This is a genomic window from Polynucleobacter sp. es-GGE-1 (assembly GCF_018882005.1).
Taxonomy (GTDB): Bacteria; Pseudomonadota; Gammaproteobacteria; order Burkholderiales; family Burkholderiaceae; genus Polynucleobacter.
Window position 1 is genome coordinate 1 of sequence record NZ_JACVPE010000009.1, and the last position, 20,736, is coordinate 20,736.

A 20,736-nucleotide genomic window follows, 5' to 3' on the forward strand; every position below is an offset into this window, starting at 1 on the left:
AATTAGGAACTAGTATGAAACGAATTCTGCAAACTTTGATGGGCATCTGCCAAGTAACAGTATTGGTTACCGCCCTTGGCTTTAGTCTTAACGCCAATGCAAATGAAGGCGGTTTCCCATTGGATACCGCTCCTAACCGGGTCAGCAATAACGCCTCATTACAAAATGGTGCGAAGATATTTGTGAATTATTGCTTGAACTGTCATGCAGCTGCAAGTATGCGTTACAACCGCCTGCGCGATATTGGTCTGACCGATCAACAAATTAAAGACAATTTGATTTTGACGGATGCTAAGGTTGGCGATTTGATGACCATTGCAATGACGCCTAAAGAAGGTAAGGCGTACTTCGGCAAGACACCGCCGGACCTCTCTGTTGAGGCTCGTGCGCGTGGTACTGATTGGCTGTACACCTACTTCCGCACTTTCTATAAAGATGACACCACTCAAACCGGTTGGAATAATATGGTGTATCCAAACGTAGGAATGCCACATGTGCTCTGGCAGTTACAGGGGGAGCGTGCTGCCAAGTTTGAGGAGCGTAAAGATCCTCATGACGAGAGCAGAATGGAAAAAGTATTCGTTGGCTTTGAGCAACTCACTCCCGGTACGATGAAGTCACAAGAGTATGACGACAATATTGCTGATTTGGTTGCGTTTATGTCTTGGATGGCTGAGCCAGTGCAGTTAGAGCGTAAGCGTCTTGGCGTGGTAGTTCTCTTGTTCTTGGCTATCTTCACACTCTTGGCTTGGCGTTTGAATAAAGCCTACTGGAAAGATGTTCACTAATTTGAAAGTATGAAGTCCTCTATTGGACTTCATGAATAAAATTAATTTAAAGCCGCAGCTTGTTGTGCGTTTGTTGTATTGAAGTAGAAATTTGAGGAAATAAATTTATGATGGTGTTGTACTCGGGTACTAATTGCCCATTCTCGCAACGCTGCCGTTTGGTGCTTTTTGAAAAAGGCATGGATTTTGAAATCCGCGATGTCGACTTGTTTAATAAACCAGAAGATATCTCCGTGATGAACCCTTATGGCCAAGTACCAATCTTGGTTGAGCGCGATTTAATTCTTTATGAATCTAACATCATCAATGAGTATATTGATGAGCGCTTCCCGCACCCACAATTGATGCCGCCTGATCCGGTGGCACGCGCACGTGCACGCCTCTTCCTCTTTAATTTTGAGAAGGAGTTATTTGTGCATGTGGCAGCCCTTGAAAATGAAAAAGGTAAGGCGGCAGAAAAGACCCATGAAAAAGCGCGTTTAGCTATTCGTGATCGTCTAACTCAGTTGGCACCTATTTTTGTCAAGAATAAGTACATGTTGGGCGATGAGTTTTCTATGTTAGATGTAGCCATTGCACCATTATTGTGGCGTCTTGAGCACTACGGCATTGATCTTTCTCGTAATGCAGCTGCTCTCTTGAAATACGCAGAGCGTATTTTTAGCAGACCCGCTTACATCGAGGCATTAACTCCCTCAGAGAAGGTAATGCGTCGCTAAGCAATTTACGGCGATTTTTTACAAGTCGGTATGTCTGACGTTCCAAGCAATAAACCCTACCTAATCCGTGCTCTACACCAGTGGTGCACGGATTTTGGTTTTACGCCCTTCATAGCTGTTTTCGTAGATGCTAGAGTCGAAGTGCCAATGGAGTTTGTGAAGAACGATGAAATCGTTTTAAATCTTTCTATTGAAGCATGCCACCAGCTTCAGATGGAGAATGATTGGATTAGTTTTCAGGCAAGGTTTGGGGGGATCCCAAAAAAGATTATGGTGCCCGTCAGTCATGTTTTAGCAATTTATGCCAAAGAAAACGGCCAAGGAATGTCTTTTCCGTTTGACCCATCCCAAATGCGAGATTTATATATAACAGACGCAATCGATGGGGCTCTTGAAAAGCCCAAAACCACCAGGCCTTCCTTGAAGATTGTGAAATAGGCTAAAATATCCTCATTGCCCCTTTAGCTCATCTGGTAGAGCAACTGATTTGTAATCAGTAGGTGGTCTGTTCGAGTCGGACAAGGGGCACCAAAATTCTTAAATGCCTCACGATGTGAGGCATTTTTCATGGCATGATTTGTTCATTAATTCGTATTTAATAAGAGGGCAACATGACCCGCGGAATTCTTTCTATTTATTGGGGTGATGAATCTAAGCTTCCAATCGAGCGTTTAAAAACCTCGGTGAAGAAGTTTCACCCAGATCTGCCACATGAGATCATAAAAGTTGAAGCGCCAAGTGGCGATCCAAGCAGCCTCAATCAAAAGGCTGCAATGCTTGATTTATCACCATTTGATGAAACCTTGTTTCTCGATTTGGATACAGTAGTTTTAGGAAATTTGGATTTTGGATTTCAGAAGGCAACGCAGTTTGGTTTGGCGTTATCAATCTGTGAAGCGCCATGGGGTAAAAGATATCCAAAAATTTTTATTGGCGATGAAATTGAGTACAACACTGGCGTGATTTTTTTTACTAAGACTGCAAAAATAGTCTTTGATAGTTGGAAAGAATTGGCGACAACTATCGATTCTTCAATTCTCGGCGTGGATGAGCGGGGTATTTATACAATGCCTGCGAATGATCAAGGATCTTTTGCTCTAGCAGTAGAACAAACTGGCTTGAATCCTTTTATCCTCCCCTTGAACTGGAATTTTCGTCCAAATTGGCATCGGAGCTTTTTTGGCCCGATAAAAATTTGGCATGATTATTCTGATCCACCCCCATTTTTTGATGAGATTAGTAATTACTACTCAAATGCAGATTCAATAATTCAATATCACCAGGGCTAGTTTTTTCTATGAGAAAAATACAAGTTATCAGCTCCCCGGATTCTTTGAATGCAGCTCTAGAAACTTGGTTTGTTCAGAATGAACTTTTTGGCGGGTCGCCTTATAGTTTTGGTGTAAACCCTGCGCAATTGGGAAATGAGCCTGTTATTTATTTAGAGCTAAACCAAATAAATGTTGATCTTATTCGCCACATTAAATCATTAGGCAATAGAGTGGTTCTATATCATATGGGAGGTGAGAAGCTGGACAAGGATATATCTGCCTACGCCGAATGTGATCTCGTGATTCGTAATTATTATTTTCCGAGCATCATTAATGATTCAGAGTTTGGAAAAAAAGTTTTATGGGCACCCAATGGATTTAGGACGGGTGTTGGTCCAAGAGATAAAAGTGTTTTAAAGAAATCTTCGCAACGTCAGTCCCTATCTGCCTTTCTTGGTTGGATCAATAACTCGGCTTCTTATAATAATGAGCGTGCTAGTTTTGCTGGCCCCGCAGCTGCTTGTGGTGAGAATTTATATGTCATGCCATCCAATGGATTTGCTGGAGGATACAACGTTGGACTATATTCAGCCATCATGGAAGATAGTATTTTCGCCCCATGTCCATCAGGCAATAATCCCGAGACAATTCGCCTATACGATGCATTAGAGCTTGGTTGTATCCCAATTTCACTTCCACATGATTTTTTAGTTTCCAAGGCTGCCTTAGCGTCGCATGGATCCGTTCCATTTCCACTTCTGGAATCTTGGTCCGAGTTACCTCAATTCTTAATAGAAATGAAGGAGAAATTGATATCTAATCCTAATGAAATACTCGAACTCCAACAGCGTTGTATTGAATGGTGGTTAAACTTCAAAATTGGTATGCAGAAAAAGATTGCCGACTGTATTGATGATTTGTAAATCTATATAGATAGATTGATTCTCTTGGTTTCTGGCAAATAAAGGAAGGTGGCGATTGCCGCTGCCCCAAGAAAAAGGGTTGGATACCAAAGCCCCGCCAGGCTATTTCCCCAGGCTTGATTTAGCCAAGTCACAATGAGCGGCAGTAAGCCTCCGATCCAACCGGCAGCCAGATTGTGGGGAAGTGTTGCTGCACTGTTACGATTTTTTGCTGGGAAAAGTTCTGCTAAAAGTGCTGTCTGGGGCCCTATCACTAGACCAAGAGATAGGGAAAGAATCGTTATTATGACCCCCATTCCTGCGAACGAGCTGTTGGTGGAAGATTCAACATGGAGTGTCCCAAAGTATCGAAGGAGTTGAAATGCAGGATGTATAAAAATGGCACCAAGAATAATTCCCCCCAATACAACCGGTTTTCGACCAACTCGATCCGATAGCCACCCAGCAAAGATTGTGAGAGGAAAAAGTACGATAGTAGCGAAGATGCTGAATTGATCAACTAATGCTGGACTTAGTCTTACAGATGTTTTCAAAAAGATCGCTGTGTAAACCTGAACACAAAAGAATAGAATTGCTCCGCTAGAGGAGATGCAAAAAAATAGTAGAAACATTCTCTTACGTATTTCTGGATCTTTGAAATTATTGATTAACTGAGATTCATTTTTTTTAATATTTTTACTGAGCTCTAAAAATACGGGAGTTTCTTCGAGTACCATCCGAGCCTTGAATGCAATAAGCAGCAGAAATATCGAAATCCAAAACGGTACCCGCCAACCCCATGCCTGAAATTCTTCTGGTGAAAGCCATTGCTGTAGTAAGGTAATTTGCAAGGTTGATACCAGAATTCCTAGCGGCCCCATTAGTTGCAAGAAGCTAGTTTTAAATCCTCTATGTTCGTTTCCAGCATGTTCGGTAAGATAGACTGCACTGCCGCCAATCTCACCCCCAGCAGATAGGCCCTGCATTAGGCGCAGACCAACCAAAAGAATCGGCGCCCAAATGCCAATTTGTGCATAAGTTGGCAAAAAGCCAACGCTCACAGTAGCTAAGCCCATTAAGACAATAGTAATCATGAAGACCGGTTTACGGCCTATACGATCTCCTAAGGATCCAAATAAGGCTGATCCAATAGGCCTCACTACCATCCCAACCCCAAAAGTTACAAGACTGGCTAAAAGGCCCGTATTGGGGTCATTCGTCGGAAAAAATAAAGGCCCAAGAATAACCGCTAGAGTTGCGAAGGTGAGAAAGTCGTACCACTCTAGAAAAGTCCCAAAACAAGCAGCAATAGCTACTTTTCTATAATTCTGTGCGCCTCCTAGGCCATCTATCCTTTTATGGCTATTCAATTTATTCAGAGTCAGAAGAAGACTCAATTAGAGGGGCGGATAGATTCTTGCTGGGTTTCACGCCTAGTTCACGCACCTTTTCAGCAGAGCGAATCAGATTGCCTTTACCAGATTTCAGTTTATTAAAGGCATCATGATAGCTAGTCTGAGCTTGATCCAAGCGCTGACCAAGTTTTTCAAGATCATCCACAAATCCAACAAACTTATCGTAGAGACTGCCGCATTGTTTTGCAATCTCTAGAGCATTGCGGTTTTGATGATCCTGTCTCCAGAGATGGGCCACTGTTCGCAGAGTAGCCATCAAAGTGCTTGGACATACCAACACAATATTTTTAGCAAGCGCCTCCTGATATAAATTTGGAGCAGTTTTAAGGGCTAATAAAAACGCAGGTTCAATTGGAACAAACATCAGCACAAAATCTACTGATCCTGCCCCATAGAGTGAGCTGTAATTCTTTCCAGAGAGCCCCTGTATATGCTGACGTAATGATTGGATATGGGCCGCTAGTTCACGTTCTGCAGTAGCTGCATCAGTGGTTTCAGCATGTCTAGCATAGGCGGTAATCGATACTTTGCTATCAACTACCAAACTCCTACCTTCGGGAAGTTTAATTACTACATCAGGTTGAAGGCGTGAGCCATCACTTTGTGTATGGCTATCTTGAACTACATATTCCTCGCCTTTACGAAGACCTGATGATTCAAGAATGGATTCAAGCACTAGTTCACCCCAGTTGCCTTGAACTTTGGAGTCACCCTTTAGGGCTTGAGTCAAAGAGCGAGTCTCATCTGACATACGTAAATTGAGATTTGCTAGGCGCTCAATTTCACTTTTGAGTGCAAAGCGTTCACGGGCTTCATTCCCATAGGAGGTATTAACTTGCTCTTTGAATTCCGTGAGCTTGGCTTGCAATGGTTTTAAAAGAGCATCAAGGCTAGCTGCGTTTTGTTCTGTGAAACGTTTGGATTTGTCTTCCAGAATTTCACTAGCCAAGTTTTTAAATTGGCTAGTGAGTGCTTCTTTAGCTTCATTGAGCGACTCAATTCGTCCAAGCCCTTGTTTGCGTTCCGAATCAAGTTCTGCTTCAAGCCGAATGGCGTTTTGTAATGCTTGATCTCGTTCATCTCTGAGGCTGAGAGCTAAAGCAATTTCTGTTTTGGCTTGAAGTTCAGCCCTAGTAAGACTAGAGCGTAAATTTAGTACATAAACCAAAAGGCCTACGCACAATCCGAGTGGCAGGCCAAATAGCAGAAGGGAACTTAGATCAAAAGTCACCAGGAAAAACGAATTTAAGCTTTAACTAATTTTTGAAGTTCACCAGACTCGAACATTTCTGACATGATGTCTGAGCCGCCAATGAATTCACCATTGATATAGAGCTGAGGGATTGTTGGCCAATTGGCAAATTGCTTAATGCCTTCGCGAATCCCGGCATCTTCCAATACATTGACAGTATGAAGTGTTTCAACGCCACTGGCACGAAGAATATTGATGGCATTACCAGAGAAGCCGCACTGCGGAAATTGAGCAGTACCCTTCATAAACAAAACAACGGGATGGCTAGTAACGATTTCTTTGATTTGAGCTTGAGTATCCATAAATTCTTTCTATAAAAACGATAACGATAGTTTGAACCCTGCTATGGGTTTGATTTTAAGACTTAATGCAAAAAAGGGTGATTTAAGGTCTCATTTTCGGGCTGATACTGCCCGGTTATGACCAGCCAAATCTTGATGGGTTTGAATATCGCGCAATCCTGCATCTTTTATCAGGCTGACTACCGCCTCTGACTGATCAAACCCATGCTCCACGGCAATCAGACCCATGGGATTTAAGTGGTTTGAAGCCCCATGAATGATTGCTTGAAGGCAGGTGAGTCCATTGGCATGGTCGGTTAATGCAGAAATGGGTTCAAAACGCAGATCGCCTTGAGTGAGATGGGGATCCTCGTTGGCGATATAGGGAGGGTTGCTCAAGATGACGTCAAACAAGGTGTTATCTCCCAAGGCTTCATACCAGCTCCCTTGGCTAAATTGCACCCTAGATTCAAGATCTAAGTGCTTTGCATTGGCTCTAGCAATTGCGAGGGCCTCAGGAGACTGATCAGTTGCAGTAACGATGGCATCTGGAGCTGCATGAGCAATTGCTAATGCAATCGCGCCAGAACCCGTTCCCAGATCAAGTAACTTAGGGGTGGAAACCTCATTTTCAATTCGCCCAATCTCACGAAGTCCAATGTCTACCAGTAGCTCAGTTTCTGGTCGTGGTATCAGTACCCCTGATGCAACCTGTAGTTCAATATTGTGGAAGCCTCGTTTACCGATGAGGTAGGCAATAGGTTCACCCTGTAGCCGCCTCAATTCAAGTGCTTTCCAGTCCTCAAGGGCATTGGCATTCAGCTCCATATCATCACGTGATAGCAGGGAAGAGCGCGGAAGTTGGTAGTACCTATCCAGCACATTTGCCATCAGAATGCGCGCTTCATTTAGGGGAAGAGGCGAAGCACCCAACAAAGAGCGCAGACTGAAATCTTGACCCATGAAAGTGTTGCTATCGCTTAATTGTCACCAAGGGCGGCAAGTAATTCTGCTTGATGCTCAGATGCAAGGGCATTGCAAAGATCATTAATATCGCCGTCCATCATGGCATCAATTTTGTAGAGCGTGAGATTAATGCGGTGATCGGTAATTCGACCTTGCGGAAAGTTGTAAGTCCGAATGCGGTCACTACGATCGCCTGAGCCAATCAAGGATTTCCTAGTTTGTGCTTCAAGCTGATGCTTCTCACGCTCGCGTGCATCCATAATGCGTGAAACCAATACTTTCATTGCCTGCTCACGGTTGCGGTGTTGGCTGCGATCGTCCTGACATTCCACTACGGTACCTGTTGGGAGATGGGTAATGCGAACGGCAGAGTCCGTCTTGTTAATGTGCTGACCACCAGCACCAGAGGCGCGGAAGGTATCGATACGCAATTCGGCAGGATTAATTTTGACGGCCTCTAGTTCATCAGCTTCTGGCATGACTGCAACCGTGCAAGCTGATGTATGAATACGTCCTTGGGTTTCTGTTTGGGGTACGCGTTGTACGCGATGACCGCCCGATTCAAATTTCAGGCGCGAGTATACAGATTGACCTACCAAGCGCAGGACAACCTCTTTATAACCCCCTAAATCGGATTCAGCTGCACTGACTACTTCCACTTTCCAGCCTTGACGTTCTGCAAAGCGGGTATACATCCGCAAAAGATCGCCAGCAAACAGAGCACTTTCATCGCCGCCAGTGCCTGCACGAATCTCTAAGAACACATTGCGCTCATCGTTTTCGTCTTTGGGTAACAAGAGTTTTTGTAGTACTGCCTCAAGCTCTTCCATGGTTGACTGAGCTTGTTTCTGCTCTTCGTCTGCAAAGTCCTTCATGTCGGGATCTTTGCGCATCTCTTCTGCAGCTTGCGCGTCAGCCTCAGCCTGTTTGTACAAGCCGAATTGCTCAACGACAGTTGCAATATCCGAATGCTCACGCGTGAGCTTCCGATAAGCATCCATATTTTTGGTAGCTTCTTCGGACGTTAAAAGGGAGTTGAGTTCGGCTAAGCGCGTGTCTAGATGATCTAGCTTAGCCCGCATGCTGGGCTTCATCTAATGGTCTTCTGGTTTGGAATGTGAGGCGAATAGTTTTGGTAACAATTTAATCAAAGCATCACGCTCAGCGCCGTTTGAGTGCTGCAAAGCATGGAGTGAGCCATGCAAGAATTTATTGGTAAGACCTTGTGCCATTGCATTAAGGACTTCTTGTGGATCATCACCACGCATTAAGCGTTTCATGGCACGCTCTAACTCAAGTTGCCTTAAACGCTCGCCTTGCTGCTGAATATCTTGAATTAAAGGAACAGCATTACGACCTTGCATCCAATGCATAAAGTTGCCAACACGATCTTCAATGATCGCCTCTGCTTGGCTCACAGCCGCTTGGCGCAAACTTGCTCCTGTTTGAATCATGACGCCTAAGTCATCAACTGTATAAAGATACACATCACCCAGTCTAGAAATTTCTGGCTCAAAGTCACGCGGCACTGCTAAATCAATCATCACCATAGGCTTTTGGCGGCGCTGCTTGAGAGCGCTTTCTACCATCCCCAGACCAATGATAGGTAGAGATGAGGCGGTGCTTGAAACAATAATATCGAATTCATGTAAGCGGCTAGGAAGTTCAGAAAGCTTGAAGGATTCAGTCTGGATATTTTGTTCAGCAATCGAGTCTGCTAATTCTTGCCCACGTTCGATAGTGCGATTGGCAATGGCTACATTTTTTGGTTTACGAGCAACAAAGTGAGTTGCGCATAATGTGATCATTTCACCAGCGCCAATGAATAAAACTTTTTGATTGGATATTTTTTCAAAGATCCGCTCTGAAAGTCGCACTGATGCAGCAGCCATAGAAATCGAGTGCGCGCCAATTTCAGTAGAGCCGCGAACTTCCTTGGCAACAGCAAACGTTTTTTGAAATAACTGATTGAGGTAAGTGCCCAAAACACCAGCATCATTTGCAGTACGGACAGCATCTTTCATCTGACCCAAAATTTGGGTTTCACCAATCACCATCGAATCTAAACCACAGGCTACTCTAAAGGCATGACGCACGGCATCGGATTGGGGAAGAGAGTAGATATGCGGTTCAAGACTGCTTGGGGCAAGCTGCTGAGTTTTGGCTAGCCAATCAAACGTCGCTTCGTGAAGAATATCGGCGGCATGAGGATCATTGGCGGCGCAATAGACCTCGGTGCGGTTGCAAGTTGATAGGATGGTGGCCTCGGGCAGGCCGGATTGATTCGCCCCAAGCAAATGTTGGCGAAGATCGTGCAACGCTTCTTGAAGAAATTCAGGATCAAAGGCGACCTTTTCCCGAATGGCGACCGGCGCTGTGTGATGATTGATGCCGAGTGTCAACAACTTCATAATGGTGATTATAGATTTGATGACGTCATTATTGGGGGTAAGAATGGGGTTTTTGGCTTTTCTGCTAATTGGGGGTTTATCTGGGGCTTCTTCCTGGATTTTTTACCCTGGTCGATCTAGAGGTCCAAACACTTTAGGCTTCCTCATGGCTGCATTGATGGGCTTTATTGCAGCGGCAGCAAGCTCTTACTTGGGTCAATACACCGGTTTTTTTCAATCCGGCCAAATGCTAGAGTGGCTTGTGGCTATCTTGTCCTCTTGCACCATCGGGTGCATCTATACCGCTTTCGCTAAATAGATCGACTTACTCCCCTTTTCTTGGGGCTTTCGCAGAGCTATGAATCCATTCAATAGGAGCAAGCTTATTTGCTAGTAGCCATTCATTGGTTTTGGTGAAGTGATTACAACTACCAGCGCCACCCGGATCTAAAAACGGCTTATCGGTTTTATAGACTCCTAGCCCTGAAGGATGTGAGGATTGCAAAATCAACTGATCTTTTCCTGCTTCAATGAGGGGTAACTTAGATTGAGCATGCCCTCCCCAAAGCATCCAGACTAAGCATGGCTTTTCTAGAGCAAGCGATGAAATTAAGCGATCAATTAGATTTTGCCATCCGAGCTTAGTATGACTACCGGCTTTACCTAATTTAACGCTGAGTGCCGTGTTGAGCAGCAGTACTCCTTGCTTGCTCCAAGCGTGTAAGTCACCATTGGGCAGGCTACCAAAGCCCTCAAGTGTTAGTGCCTTGCTGATATTGCGCAGCGAACTCGGAAACGCACGAGAATTTATTGGAATGCTCTCGGGAATCGAAAATGCAAGCCCTTGAGCAAGCCCGGGTGAGTGATAGGGATCTTGTCCAATAATCACGACCTTTACTGAATTTAATGGGGTTAACTTGAGCGCTTTAAAAAAATTCTGTGGCTCAGGGCAGACACTTGCAAAATCAGCATCTAAGACTGCTTGAATATTTTTTTCTAAATTACTCCAAGCCGGTGAAGCGAAATAGTCACCCAATAATTTACGCCAATCCTGCGGGATATCATCTTTAGAAAAAGAGGACATTAGTTTTGTTTGGAGCTAGTATTCGCCGAAATCAGCTCATATTGTGCCGGGAGCTGAGTAGGTTCTAGAACCAAGATACGTTCATGTTCAAGATCGTCGCGATAAAACGATATGCTGATGGTCTCGTTTTCTGAAAGACCCTGGAGTACCTTATCCCAGCGTGTATTCGTGATACGTTGACCATTGATGCTTGCTAGTAAGTCACCTGCTGCTAAGCCTGCTGCTTGTGCTGCACCACCATCAAACACATGAGTGACTTTAAACCAGCCATTGACATCAGTGTGGCGTATACCTAGCTGCAACTTTATTTTCTCAAGCTTAGACTGGGTTTTTGGTTTGACTGAAATGATCTTTGAAGTAATCCATATTTGAATTGGAATATCTTCGACGCCAAAAACATAGCGAGACTTGATATCGCTCCATTTTTTTCTAAAGTTACTTCCTAGTAGCTCGTATATCAATTCATCTAAACCATCTTCAGAGATACCATCCAGCGTGACGCCGTGTCTTTGCCAAATGAGTCGCATGAGATTGTCTAAAGATTTTTTGTTTTTCGAGAATCTGCGAATTTGTAAATCCAAGCCTAGGGCTAGCAAGGCCCCTTTACCGTAATAGCTCACAACTGCGTTAGGAGTGTTCTCATCTGCTTGGTAGTACTTGGTCCAAGCATCAAATGAGCTATCAGCCAAGCTTTGCTTTAATCTGCCTGGCCCACGTAAGACGCCGTTCCAATTATCAGAAACCAGCTTCAAATACGTGCTTAGATCAATGCGTTTGCTACGGAATAGTTGCAGATCATCATAGTAGCTAGTAAAGCCTTCAAATAACCAAAGAAGGCGAGTGTGATTTCTATCTCCTAGTGCGTAGGGTTGGAAAGCCTTCGGCTGAATACGCTTTACTAACCATGCATGGAAATACTCATGACTACATAAGCCTAAGAATTCACGATAGCTTGCTTCATCTAAGGGAATATTCTTCTGCGGGATTTGATCTCGACGACACAATAGTGCAGTGCTATTACGATGCTCAAGACCACCATAAGCATTTAAGACAGCATTGACTAAAAATAAGTAGTTAGTGAATGGCGCCTTTTTTGTTTTGGGCTCGAAAAGATTGATAGTAAAAGAGCAAATTGCTTGCAAGTCAGTTGCTAGGCGTACTGCATCAATTGGATGTATGCATCCTTGAATCGCCATACTATGAGACGTATTGTTTGATTTCCAGTGCACCATCTGAAACTCGCCCATAGCCACTGGGTGATCAATCAGATCATCATAGTTTTGGGCAAGATAAAACCCAAAACCACGCTCATCAGTTTTTGCAGATCGCAAAGTGGTTTGCACAGTCCAGTGATCAGCAAATCCACCTTCAGGCGACAAGATTGCTAAAGAGCAGGGAATATTTTCTTGCCCTTTGACTGTCAGGCAGAGACTGGTTGCGTTGAAGAATGCACGCTCTGTATCAAGGTAAGCTGCTCGAACAGAGTTATCGAAAGCATAAACTGTTGTCAGGATATCTACGGCACCAATCGCTGTTGGTAAAAGCCATTGATTGTTATCAATACGCTCCAGAGTGATTTTTTGCTTAGTGGATTCTGCGCTAAACGCCTCGATGGTTTCAATATGTTTTGAAAAGTCCCGAATCAAATAGCTGCCCGGTATCCATGCAGGCATTTGCAGAATTTGACCTTTGGGATCAGGGTGAGCAATATGAAGCTTTACTTGAAAACGATGGCCATGAGGGTCTGCAGGCCAGACAGTGTATTGAATTGCGGGCAGATCGGTTTTATTCATTATTCTTTAATTCGTTATTTCAGAGACGCAAATTTCTTTTCAATATCGGCAATCTGAACTGCGCCTGGGAAGCGGCTGCCATCGGTAAAGAAGAGCGTAGGGGTGCCGGTGACACCATAGATTTTGGCAAAGGTCAGATTTTTATCTAGTGGATTACTACAGTCCGTTTTCCCGGTAGGCGCAATACCATTGACCATCCAATCAATATAAGCTTTATTAGGATCGGCTGAGCACCATATCTGCTTAGATTTTTGTGCGGAGTCTGCCGAAAGAATCGGAATGAGATAGGTATAAATAGTGACATTGTCTAATTGCTGCAACGATTTCTCGAGGCGCTTGCAATAGCCACAATTTGGATCTGAAAAAATAGCTAATTGGCGAGTGCCATTGCCCCGTACTACCTTGAAGGCATTGGCTTGATTCAGATCAGTCCATTTAATTCGGTTTAAGTCAGTCTGTCTTTGCTCCGTAATGTTTTTACCAGTAGCGAGCTCAATGATTTCACCTTGGATCAGGTATTTTCCTGAGCTGTCAGTGTAGAAAATATCATTGCCCACCAGCACCTCATATAGCCCAGGTACTGGGGCAGGCGTAACGTTGCGTACCTTAACATTTGCACCTAGTTTTTTCTGGATATCTGCCTTGATTTGCTGATCAACTTGGGCTTGAGCTGATCCAGAAAAAATCATGCTGGTGCACATGAATGCAAGCATGGATAAAGCTACCGATAAAAATTTATTCAAAATCAATTTCTCCTAATGCGCGCTCAATGAGGCGCTGTTTAATGAAGTGACTTTTATTCACCAAGCCTAGCCCCCAATTACGTAACTGCTTTTCAGTGCTGCTGCTACCAGAGAACAATTTTTTCAACTTATCGGTAACCCATAAAAGTGCGCTAGTGTCGCCTTGTCGCTGACGTTCATAGCGACGTAATAAGTTCAGATCGCTTAGTGAGCGAAAAGATTCCCGTTTGCTAAAGATATTGAGTAGAACGGCTACATCTCTCAATCCCAAGTTGAGGCCTTGGCCTGCTAGTGGGTGCATAACATGAGCCGCATCGCCAATCAATACCACTTTTGGATTTGTCTCTGGGCCAATAAAGCGCGTAGCCCGAATCTTTCTTAGTGGATACGCGGCAGGAGCGGAGTTAAGGGTGAGCTCGCCCAATTGTTTGGTAATCGCACCATTTGCAATGGATGCGAAACGATCTAACCACTGGGATTGACTCAGTTGCAAGAGTTCTGCAGCCAGCTCCGGTGAAGTAGACCACACCATAGATACTTGTTTATTGGGCAAGGGGAGCATGGCAACAATATCACCCCCTGGTAGGAACCACTGAAAAGCAGTTTCTAGGTGAGGATAAGTACAAGTCCAATTGGCTACAACAGCACTTTGTAAATAACTTTCTTCGCTAGCACTGATACTAATCTCAGATCGAATCGGTGAGTTTGCGCCATCAGCAGCGATCACGAGCGATGCGCGAATAATGCCGCTATTTTTTAAATATAGTGAACTTCCTTCTGCATCAACTTCAATTTTTTCTACAGTATCTGAAACCCGCTCTAATTTATTTTGAAAACGCGATGCTTGATCTAGTGTGTGCTCGATCAAATTCGATTCACCAATCCATGCGAGTTGTGGTGTACCAGCTTCAAATGCAGAAAGATGAAGCTGATCATTTTTCTCGCCGCGATCACCGTATATCCGCATATCGCGGACCACTTGAAGGCGACTATGGTCTAGTGCATCCCAAATCTGTAAATGGGCCAGGAGCTTTTGGGTGCTCGGTGAAAAGGCATAAATTCGTTGGCCCCATTGACTTCCTTGAGGGTTAGGGACGGTTTGCCCTAAATCAGGGGCAATTTCTAGGGTCTGAAGCCCAAGTTGAGCCATGCCAAGGGCACAAGCCTTGCCAGTAATGCCTCCACCGACCACAACAACATCAACAGAGCGAATTTGTGGCGAATGGGAAGGCATCTTAGATAAATGATTTGAGTGAGCTTCTGACATAACTCGATGATATCGAAACCAGCCCCTTTACAATAAAGCCATGTCTTTAAAATGTGGCATCGTCGGCCTGCCTAATGTCGGCAAATCTACCCTCTTTAATGCGCTTACCAAGGCTGGGATCGCAGCGGAAAACTATCCTTTCTGCACGATTGAGCCTAATGTAGGCGTAGTTGAGGTTCCTGACCCCCGTCTGGCTGCTTTGGCTGAGATCGTGAAACCTGAGCGCATTCTGCCTGCCGCAGTGGAGTTTGTTGATATTGCAGGATTAGTGGCGGGTGCCTCAAAAGGCGAAGGTCTTGGCAATCAATTTTTGGCCAATATTCGGGAAACTGACGCTATTACCCATGTGGTGCGCTGTTTTGAAGATCCTAACGTGATCCACGTCGCAGGCAAGATTGATCCGATTGCTGATATTGGTGTCATTGATACCGAGCTAGCACTCTCTGATTTAGCGACAGTGGAAAAGACACTCAATCGTTCTACTAAAGCTGCAAAGTCAGGTAACGATAAAGAGGCTGCTGCTTTGGTGGCAGTCCTAACAAAAGTTCAAGTGCATCTAGACTCTGCTTTACCGGTGCGCAGTATGAATTTATCTGATGACGAAAAACTCCTCATTAAGCCCCTGTGCTTGATTACCGCAAAGCCTGCGATGTATGTAGCCAACGTAAAAGAAGATGGCTTTGAAAATAATCTTCATCTTGAGGCTGTCAAGCAACATGCTTCTAAAGAAAAAGCCCCGGTTGTGGCTGTATGCGCAGCGATTGAGGCTGAAATTGCCGATTTAGATGATGCAGATAAAACGGAGTTCTTGGCTGATTTAGGGATGGAAGAGCCGGGCTTAGATCGCGTTATTCGTGCAGGTTATGCCTTGTTAGGCTTACATACTTATTTCACTGCAGGTGTTAAAGAAGTACGCGCTTGGACTATTCACCAAGGCGATACTGCTCCACAAGCCGCTGGTGTGATCCATACCGATTTTGAGCGTGGTTTCATTCGGGCGCAAACTATTGCTTATGATGACTTCATTCAATTTAAGGGTGAGTCAGGCGCTAAAGAGGCTGGCAAGATGCGCGCTGAAGGGAAAGAGTATGTTGTAAAAGATGGCGATGTCTTGAACTTCTTGTTCAATGTATAAATCTTGATTCATTACTCGTTTGAGCCCTAAATAAAAAGCCCTTCTTGAAGGGCTTTTTAACAATGAAATTCAAAAGCAGCTTAGGAAAATAGTTCGCTGAGGGCGGCGCCAGGATCGGGTGAGCGCATAAATGCTTCGCCAACTAAGAATGCATTTATATGATTGGCACGCATGAGTTGAACATCTGCGCGACTCAGTATTCCCGATTCAGTGACTAATATTTTTTTGCTTGAAACAGAAGGTAGGAGCGAGAGAGTAGTTTGTAGTGTTACTTCAAATGTTTTAAGGTTGCGATTATTGATTCCTAGCAATGGGGTCTTGAGTTCTAGCGCTTGATCAAGTTCAGCAGCGTTATGCACCTCTACTAAGACATCAAGACCTAATTCATGAGCACAAGCTTCAAGCTCTTTCATTTGGTTTAATTCAAGACAGGCCACAATCAGCAAAATAGCATCCGCACCAATCGCCCGCGCTTCATAAATTTGGTAGGGATCAATCGTGAAATCTTTCCGCAATACTGGAATGCTGCAAGCATCACGCGCTTGCTGAAGATAGTCATTACAGCCTTGAAAGTAATCGACATCCGTTAAGACGGATAAGCAGGCTGCACCATGTTTTTCATAGGACTGAGCAATGTCGGCTGGAATAAAGTTCTCACGCAAAATACCCTTGCTTGGACTCGCTTTCTTGATTTCAGTGATCACACCAGCTTTACCTATTGCGATTTTCTGCTCAATGGAACGTATAAAGCCTCTAGGCTTTAACGCTGGATCTTGATTGTTTGCCTGCGCTTGATCGCGTTGATTTGCGAGCGAGAGTTGTATTAAGTTTTGTGCAATCTCTATCTTTTTAGTTGCAACAATTTTTTCGAGAATATCGCTCATGAACCGTGATTTATTTAGATTGAGTTGCTGCAACGAAGGCATCTAATTTTTGCCGGGCAGCGCCTGATGTAATGGCAGCTTTAGCTTTTGCAATACCGCTGGCAATATCAGGGGCAACGCCAGCTACATACAGTGTGGCGCCTGCATTAAGGCAGACAATATCACTTGCTGCACCAGGCTTATTGTCGATGACATCAAGCACAATGTTCTTGGATTCTTCAGCATTAGCAACCTTGAAACTACTAGTGAGAGCGGTATTTAATCCAAAGTCTTTTGGATGAATTTCATATTCACGCACAAGCCCGTCTTTAAGCTCGCCTACAAGAGTAGGGCCTTCAAGTGAAATTTCATCAAGGCCATCACGACCATACACTACTAAAGCATGTTCCATGCCGAGTGCCTCTAATACGCGCGCCTGAATGCCAACGAGATCTGCATGGAATACACCCATCAAAATACGTTTAGCATCTGCTGGATTAGTTAATGGTCCCAGGATATTAAAAATAGTGCGCACACCCAATTGCTTGCGAATCGGTACAACATTTTTCATGGCAGGGTGATGATTCGGTGCAAACATGAAACCAGCGCCAACTTGAGAGATACACGCTGCCACTTGCTCTGCGGAAAGCGCCAGATTGACGCCAAGCGCCTCTAATACGTCGGCGCTACCAGACTTACTGCTTACGCTGCGATTGCCATGTTTAGCAATTTTTGCACCTGCTGCCGCTGCAATAAACATCGCTGCTGTAGAAATATTGAATGTATGAGCACCATCGCCACCAGTACCCACGACATCAACTAAATGAGAGCGGTCATCCACATGAACCGCAGTAGCAAATTCACGCATCACTTGTGCGGCGGCTGCGATTTCACCAACGGTTTCTTTTTTAGTACGTAGAGCAACTAAGAGACCGGCTACAAGCTCGGGTGACATTTCGCCACTCATGATGAGGCGCATCATTGCCGTCATTTCATCATGGAAGAGTTCGCGATGTTCGATGCAACGTTGGAGAGCTTCTTGTGGAGTAATTGGCATGACGCTTTTATATGTTTGCTGAGTTACTTGTTTTCTAGAAAATTCTTCAGCAGGGCATGACCATGCTCAGACAGAATCGATTCTGGATGAAACTGAACACCCTCCACCGCCAATTCTTTGTGACGCACAGCCATGATCTCTCCATCAGAGGAGCTAGCAGTAACTGCCAAGCATGCTGGCAAAGAGCTTTTTTCAATTGCCAAAGAGTGATAGCGAGTGACCTTGAATGGGTCTGGTAGGTTTTTAAATACACCAACGCCAGTGTGATGAATGCTATCCGTCTTGCCGTGCATTACTTTTTGAGCACGAATTACCTTGCCCCCAAAAGCTTCACCAATCGCTTGATGACCTAAGCACACACCCAAGATAGGAATCTTTCCAGCATATTGCTTGATAGTCTCTACAGAGATACCAGCTTCTGCTGGGCTGCATGGTCCTGGAGAAATGCAAATGCGTGCAGGATTGAGTTTTGCAATCGCTTCAACGGTAATTTCATCATTTCGAAATACTTTGACCTCTTCACCTAGCTCAGCAAAGTACTGCACGAGGTTGTAGGTAAATGAATCATAGTTATCAATCATTAGGAGCATCGAGTCCTCCTTGCACTAAATCGGCTGCTGTTAATACTGCGCGTGCCTTAGCTTCGGTTTCTTTCCATTCAGCTGTGGGGTCTGAGTCAGCTACGACACCAGCGCCAGCTTGCGAGTGCAGCATCCCATCACGAATGACCCCAGTACGAATCGCAATTGCTACATCCATATCACCGGAGAAAGAGAGGTAGCCTACTGCGCCACCATAAACACCCCGCTTCACAATTTCCATTTCATCGATGATTTCCATTGCCCGAATCTTAGGTGCTCCGGAAAGGGTGCCAGCAGGGAAAGTTGCGCGCAAGACGTCCATATTGCTCATATTGTCTAAAAGATTGCCCTCTACCGAGCTCACAATATGCTGAACGTGAGAATACTTCTCAATCGACATTGAGTCGGTCACTTTGACTGAGCCAGTTTTGGCGATGCGACCTACATCATTGCGAGCAAGATCAATTAGCATCACATGCTCAGCAATTTCTTTTGGATCAGCTAAGAGTTCTTTGGCAAGACGATCATCTTCTTCAGGATTAGCGCCACGAGGACGAGTACCAGCAAGCGGACGAATCGTCACTATCTTCTCGGCGGCACGCTTTTCTTGGCGAACTAGGATTTCTGGGGATGAGCCAACGATTTGTAGGTCACCAAAATCATAGAAATACATATAGGGCGATGGGTTCAATGAGCGCAATGCTCTGTAGAGCGCAAGCGGTGAATCGGTAAAGGGTTTACTAATGCGCTGACCGATAACTACCTGCATACAATCGCCAGCCAAAATATATTCTTTAGTTTTACGAACGGCATCTTCGAAATCTACCACTTTGAATTTACGAATCAGATCCGTTTTACTGCTTGCCAAAGAAGGTGGCATGCTGACTTGCCTGCTCAGACAGGCAAGTAATTCTTTCAAGCGAGCCTGGGCTTTTTCAAAGCCATCAGTCAAGCTCGGATCAGCATAGACGATGAGATAAATTTTTCCTGCGACGTTATCAATGACAGCTAACTCTTCAGTGAGCATGAGTTGAATGTCAGGAACACCCAGCTCATCTGGTAGTGAATGTTTGGCAAGACGTGATTCGATATAGCGAACTGTGTCATACCCAAAGTAGCCAGCTAGACCTCCGCAAAAGCGCGGTAGCCCCGCCTCTACTGCAACCTTAAATCTTTTGAAATAAGCATCTATAAAATCTAGTGGATTATCTGTATTGGTCTCAACTACTTTGCCATCAGTAAGCACTTCGTTAACGGGTTTAGATGGGGTGCCTACTGTACGAATAACAGTCCTGGCAGGCAGGCCAATAAAGGAGAAGCGACCAAAGCGCTCGCCACCTAAAACTGATTCCAAAAGGTAGGTATTTTTTTTGCCAAAAGCTTGGCTCAACTTGACGTAGAGCGATAGCGGCGTTTCTAAATCCGCCAAAACCTCTTTCACTAGAGGAATGCGATTGAAACCCTGCTTTGCTAGGGCATTGAATTCCTCGCGCAGCATTAGGCTTTTCCTGACTTTCCTAACTCTGCGCGCATTGCGTCAATGACTTGGGCGTAATTCTCTTGACCAAAAATGGCTGAGCCTGCAACAAAAGTATCTGCACCTGCTTGTGCAACTTGTGCAATGTTATCGACCTTAATCCCGCCATCCACTTCAAGACGAATGTGACGACCTGTCTCTGCTTCGTAGCGATCTAAACGGGAACGCACTTGAGCAATCTTTTGAAGAGTGCTTGGAATAAATGATTGACCACCAAAGCCAGGATTGACTGACATGAGTAGTACAAGATCTAGCAGGTCTAAGGTGTGATCCAAATGATCAAGTGGTGTTGCGGGATTGAAAACTAGCCCTGCTTGACAGCCTTGATCACGAATTAAATTCAATGTGCGATTCACATGAGGGCTTGCCTCTGGATGAAAGCTAATCAAATTGGCGCCAGCTTTTGCAAAATCAGGAACGATGCGATCAACCGGTTCAATCATTAAGTGAACATCGATAAGCGCAGACGTGCCATTTTTATTTGCATAGGGGCGAATGGCCTCACATACTAAGGGGCCAATAGTGAGATTAGGCACATAATGGTTGTCCATCACATCAAAGTGAATCCAGTCAGCTCCAGCTCCTAAAACATCTTGTACTTCCTTGCCAAGGCAGGCAAAGTCAGCCGACAAAATGGAGGGGGCAATCAGAAATTGACGATCAGATGGTGTTTTTTGGCTTTCCATCCCTAG

At 44.6% G+C, this 20,736-nt stretch carries 22 protein-coding genes and 1 tRNA gene; 8 read left to right on the top strand and 15 right to left on the bottom strand.

Features of this window, described 5'->3' with window-relative positions; translation table 11 throughout:
• Positions 1-14: 14 nt before the first annotated feature.
• The 6 genes from ICN35_RS07750 (at position 15) to ICN35_RS07775 (ending at position 3,701) form a co-directional block, all read left to right on the top strand.
• Positions 15-788: a cytochrome c1 gene (locus ICN35_RS07750; RefSeq protein ID WP_216126136.1), complete on the top strand. Its 774-nt coding sequence runs from the start codon at positions 15-17 to the stop codon at positions 786-788.
• A gap of 107 nt (positions 789-895) precedes the next feature.
• Complete coding sequence (locus tag ICN35_RS07755) at positions 896-1,507, top strand: glutathione S-transferase N-terminal domain-containing protein (protein WP_028819209.1); 612 nt, start codon at positions 896-898, stop codon at positions 1,505-1,507.
• 30 nt (positions 1,508-1,537) lie between these two features.
• Positions 1,538-1,945, top strand: a complete 408-nt coding sequence (locus ICN35_RS07760; protein WP_216126143.1) for a ClpXP protease specificity-enhancing factor — start codon at positions 1,538-1,540, stop codon at positions 1,943-1,945.
• A 17-nt stretch (positions 1,946-1,962) separates the two neighbouring features.
• Positions 1,963-2,038, top strand: a tRNA-Thr gene (locus tag ICN35_RS07765).
• Between the two features lie 80 nt (positions 2,039-2,118).
• Positions 2,119-2,796: a hypothetical protein gene (locus ICN35_RS07770; RefSeq protein WP_216126146.1), complete on the top strand. Its 678-nt coding sequence runs from the start codon at positions 2,119-2,121 to the stop codon at positions 2,794-2,796.
• A gap of 8 nt (positions 2,797-2,804) precedes the next feature.
• Complete coding sequence (locus ICN35_RS07775; RefSeq protein WP_216126160.1) at positions 2,805-3,701, top strand: glycosyltransferase family 47 protein; 897 nt, start codon at positions 2,805-2,807, stop codon at positions 3,699-3,701.
• 2 nt (positions 3,702-3,703) lie between these two features.
• Here the strand turns inward: ICN35_RS07775 and ICN35_RS07780 are convergent, their stop codons facing one another.
• From ICN35_RS07780 to hemA, 6 genes are all read right to left on the bottom strand, one after another.
• On the bottom strand, positions 3,704-5,077 hold the full coding sequence (locus tag ICN35_RS07780) for an MFS transporter (RefSeq protein WP_370625671.1): 1,374 nt from the start codon (positions 5,075-5,077) through the stop codon (positions 3,704-3,706).
• A complete protein-coding gene (gene rmuC / locus ICN35_RS07785) occupies positions 5,052-6,326 on the bottom strand; it encodes a DNA recombination protein RmuC (protein WP_216126166.1) in 1,275 nt (424 codons plus the stop codon). Before rmuC ends, ICN35_RS07780 begins: the two co-directional genes overlap by 26 nt.
• A gap of 14 nt (positions 6,327-6,340) precedes the next feature.
• Positions 6,341-6,649: a Grx4 family monothiol glutaredoxin gene (gene grxD / locus ICN35_RS07790; protein ID WP_215296161.1), complete on the bottom strand. Its 309-nt coding sequence runs from the start codon at positions 6,647-6,649 to the stop codon at positions 6,341-6,343.
• Between the two features lie 90 nt (positions 6,650-6,739).
• On the bottom strand, positions 6,740-7,591 hold the full coding sequence (prmC, locus tag ICN35_RS07795; protein WP_216126169.1) for a peptide chain release factor N(5)-glutamine methyltransferase: 852 nt from the start codon (positions 7,589-7,591) through the stop codon (positions 6,740-6,742).
• A gap of 17 nt (positions 7,592-7,608) precedes the next feature.
• On the bottom strand, positions 7,609-8,688 hold the full coding sequence (gene prfA, locus ICN35_RS07800; protein WP_216126172.1) for a peptide chain release factor 1: 1,080 nt from the start codon (positions 8,686-8,688) through the stop codon (positions 7,609-7,611).
• Positions 8,689-10,005, bottom strand: coding sequence for a glutamyl-tRNA reductase (gene hemA / locus ICN35_RS07805; protein WP_216126175.1), 1,317 nt, complete (start codon positions 10,003-10,005; stop codon positions 8,689-8,691). It abuts the gene before it with no gap.
• A 145-nt stretch (positions 10,006-10,150) separates the two neighbouring features.
• On the opposite strand from hemA, the gene ICN35_RS11395 reads away from it, so the two are divergent.
• Positions 10,151-10,303: a hypothetical protein gene (locus tag ICN35_RS11395; RefSeq protein ID WP_255535764.1), complete on the top strand. Its 153-nt coding sequence runs from the start codon at positions 10,151-10,153 to the stop codon at positions 10,301-10,303.
• Positions 10,304-10,309: 6 nt separating this feature from the next.
• Here the strand turns inward: ICN35_RS11395 and ICN35_RS07815 are convergent, their stop codons facing one another.
• From ICN35_RS07815 to ICN35_RS07830, 4 genes are read right to left on the bottom strand one after another with little or no spacing between them, the layout of a single operon-like run.
• Entirely contained in the window at positions 10,310-11,068 is a 759-nt protein-coding gene (locus tag ICN35_RS07815; RefSeq protein WP_216126186.1) for a uracil-DNA glycosylase, read from the bottom strand.
• Positions 11,068-12,861 (bottom strand): M61 family metallopeptidase, encoded by a 1,794-nt coding sequence (locus ICN35_RS07820; protein ID WP_216126189.1) that lies wholly within the window; start codon positions 12,859-12,861, stop codon positions 11,068-11,070. Before ICN35_RS07820 ends, ICN35_RS07815 begins: the two co-directional genes overlap by 1 nt.
• Before the next feature lie 14 nt (positions 12,862-12,875).
• Positions 12,876-13,604 carry a DsbC family protein gene (locus ICN35_RS07825; protein WP_255535765.1) on the bottom strand — a complete coding sequence of 243 codons (729 nt, stop codon included), beginning with the start codon at positions 13,602-13,604 and terminating at the stop codon, positions 12,876-12,878.
• On the bottom strand, positions 13,597-14,871 hold the full coding sequence (locus ICN35_RS07830) for an FAD-dependent monooxygenase (protein ID WP_216126190.1): 1,275 nt from the start codon (positions 14,869-14,871) through the stop codon (positions 13,597-13,599). Before ICN35_RS07830 ends, ICN35_RS07825 begins: the two co-directional genes overlap by 8 nt.
• A gap of 40 nt (positions 14,872-14,911) precedes the next feature.
• Here ICN35_RS07830 and ychF point away from each other — a divergent pair, with 40 nt between their 5' ends.
• On the top strand, positions 14,912-16,006 hold the full coding sequence (gene ychF, locus ICN35_RS07835; RefSeq protein ID WP_216126192.1) for a redox-regulated ATPase YchF: 1,095 nt from the start codon (positions 14,912-14,914) through the stop codon (positions 16,004-16,006).
• A gap of 80 nt (positions 16,007-16,086) precedes the next feature.
• On the opposite strand, the gene trpC is transcribed toward ychF, so the two are convergent.
• From trpC to rpe, 5 genes are read right to left on the bottom strand one after another with little or no spacing between them, the layout of a single operon-like run.
• A complete protein-coding gene (trpC, locus tag ICN35_RS07840; protein WP_216126194.1) occupies positions 16,087-16,890 on the bottom strand; it encodes an indole-3-glycerol phosphate synthase TrpC in 804 nt (267 codons plus the stop codon).
• Between the two features lie 10 nt (positions 16,891-16,900).
• Entirely contained in the window at positions 16,901-17,926 is a 1,026-nt protein-coding gene (trpD, locus tag ICN35_RS07845; protein ID WP_216126196.1) for an anthranilate phosphoribosyltransferase, read from the bottom strand.
• Positions 17,927-17,949: 23 nt separating this feature from the next.
• Positions 17,950-18,516: an aminodeoxychorismate/anthranilate synthase component II gene (locus ICN35_RS07850; protein WP_216126198.1), complete on the bottom strand. Its 567-nt coding sequence runs from the start codon at positions 18,514-18,516 to the stop codon at positions 17,950-17,952.
• Entirely contained in the window at positions 18,500-20,005 is a 1,506-nt protein-coding gene (gene trpE / locus ICN35_RS07855) for an anthranilate synthase component I (protein ID WP_216126200.1), read from the bottom strand. Before trpE ends, ICN35_RS07850 begins: the two co-directional genes overlap by 17 nt.
• Positions 20,005-20,730 (bottom strand): ribulose-phosphate 3-epimerase, encoded by a 726-nt coding sequence (gene rpe, locus ICN35_RS07860; RefSeq protein ID WP_216126202.1) that lies wholly within the window; start codon positions 20,728-20,730, stop codon positions 20,005-20,007. The genes trpE and rpe overlap by 1 nt, the downstream gene beginning before the upstream one ends.
• Between the last annotated feature and the right edge of the window lie 6 nt (positions 20,731-20,736).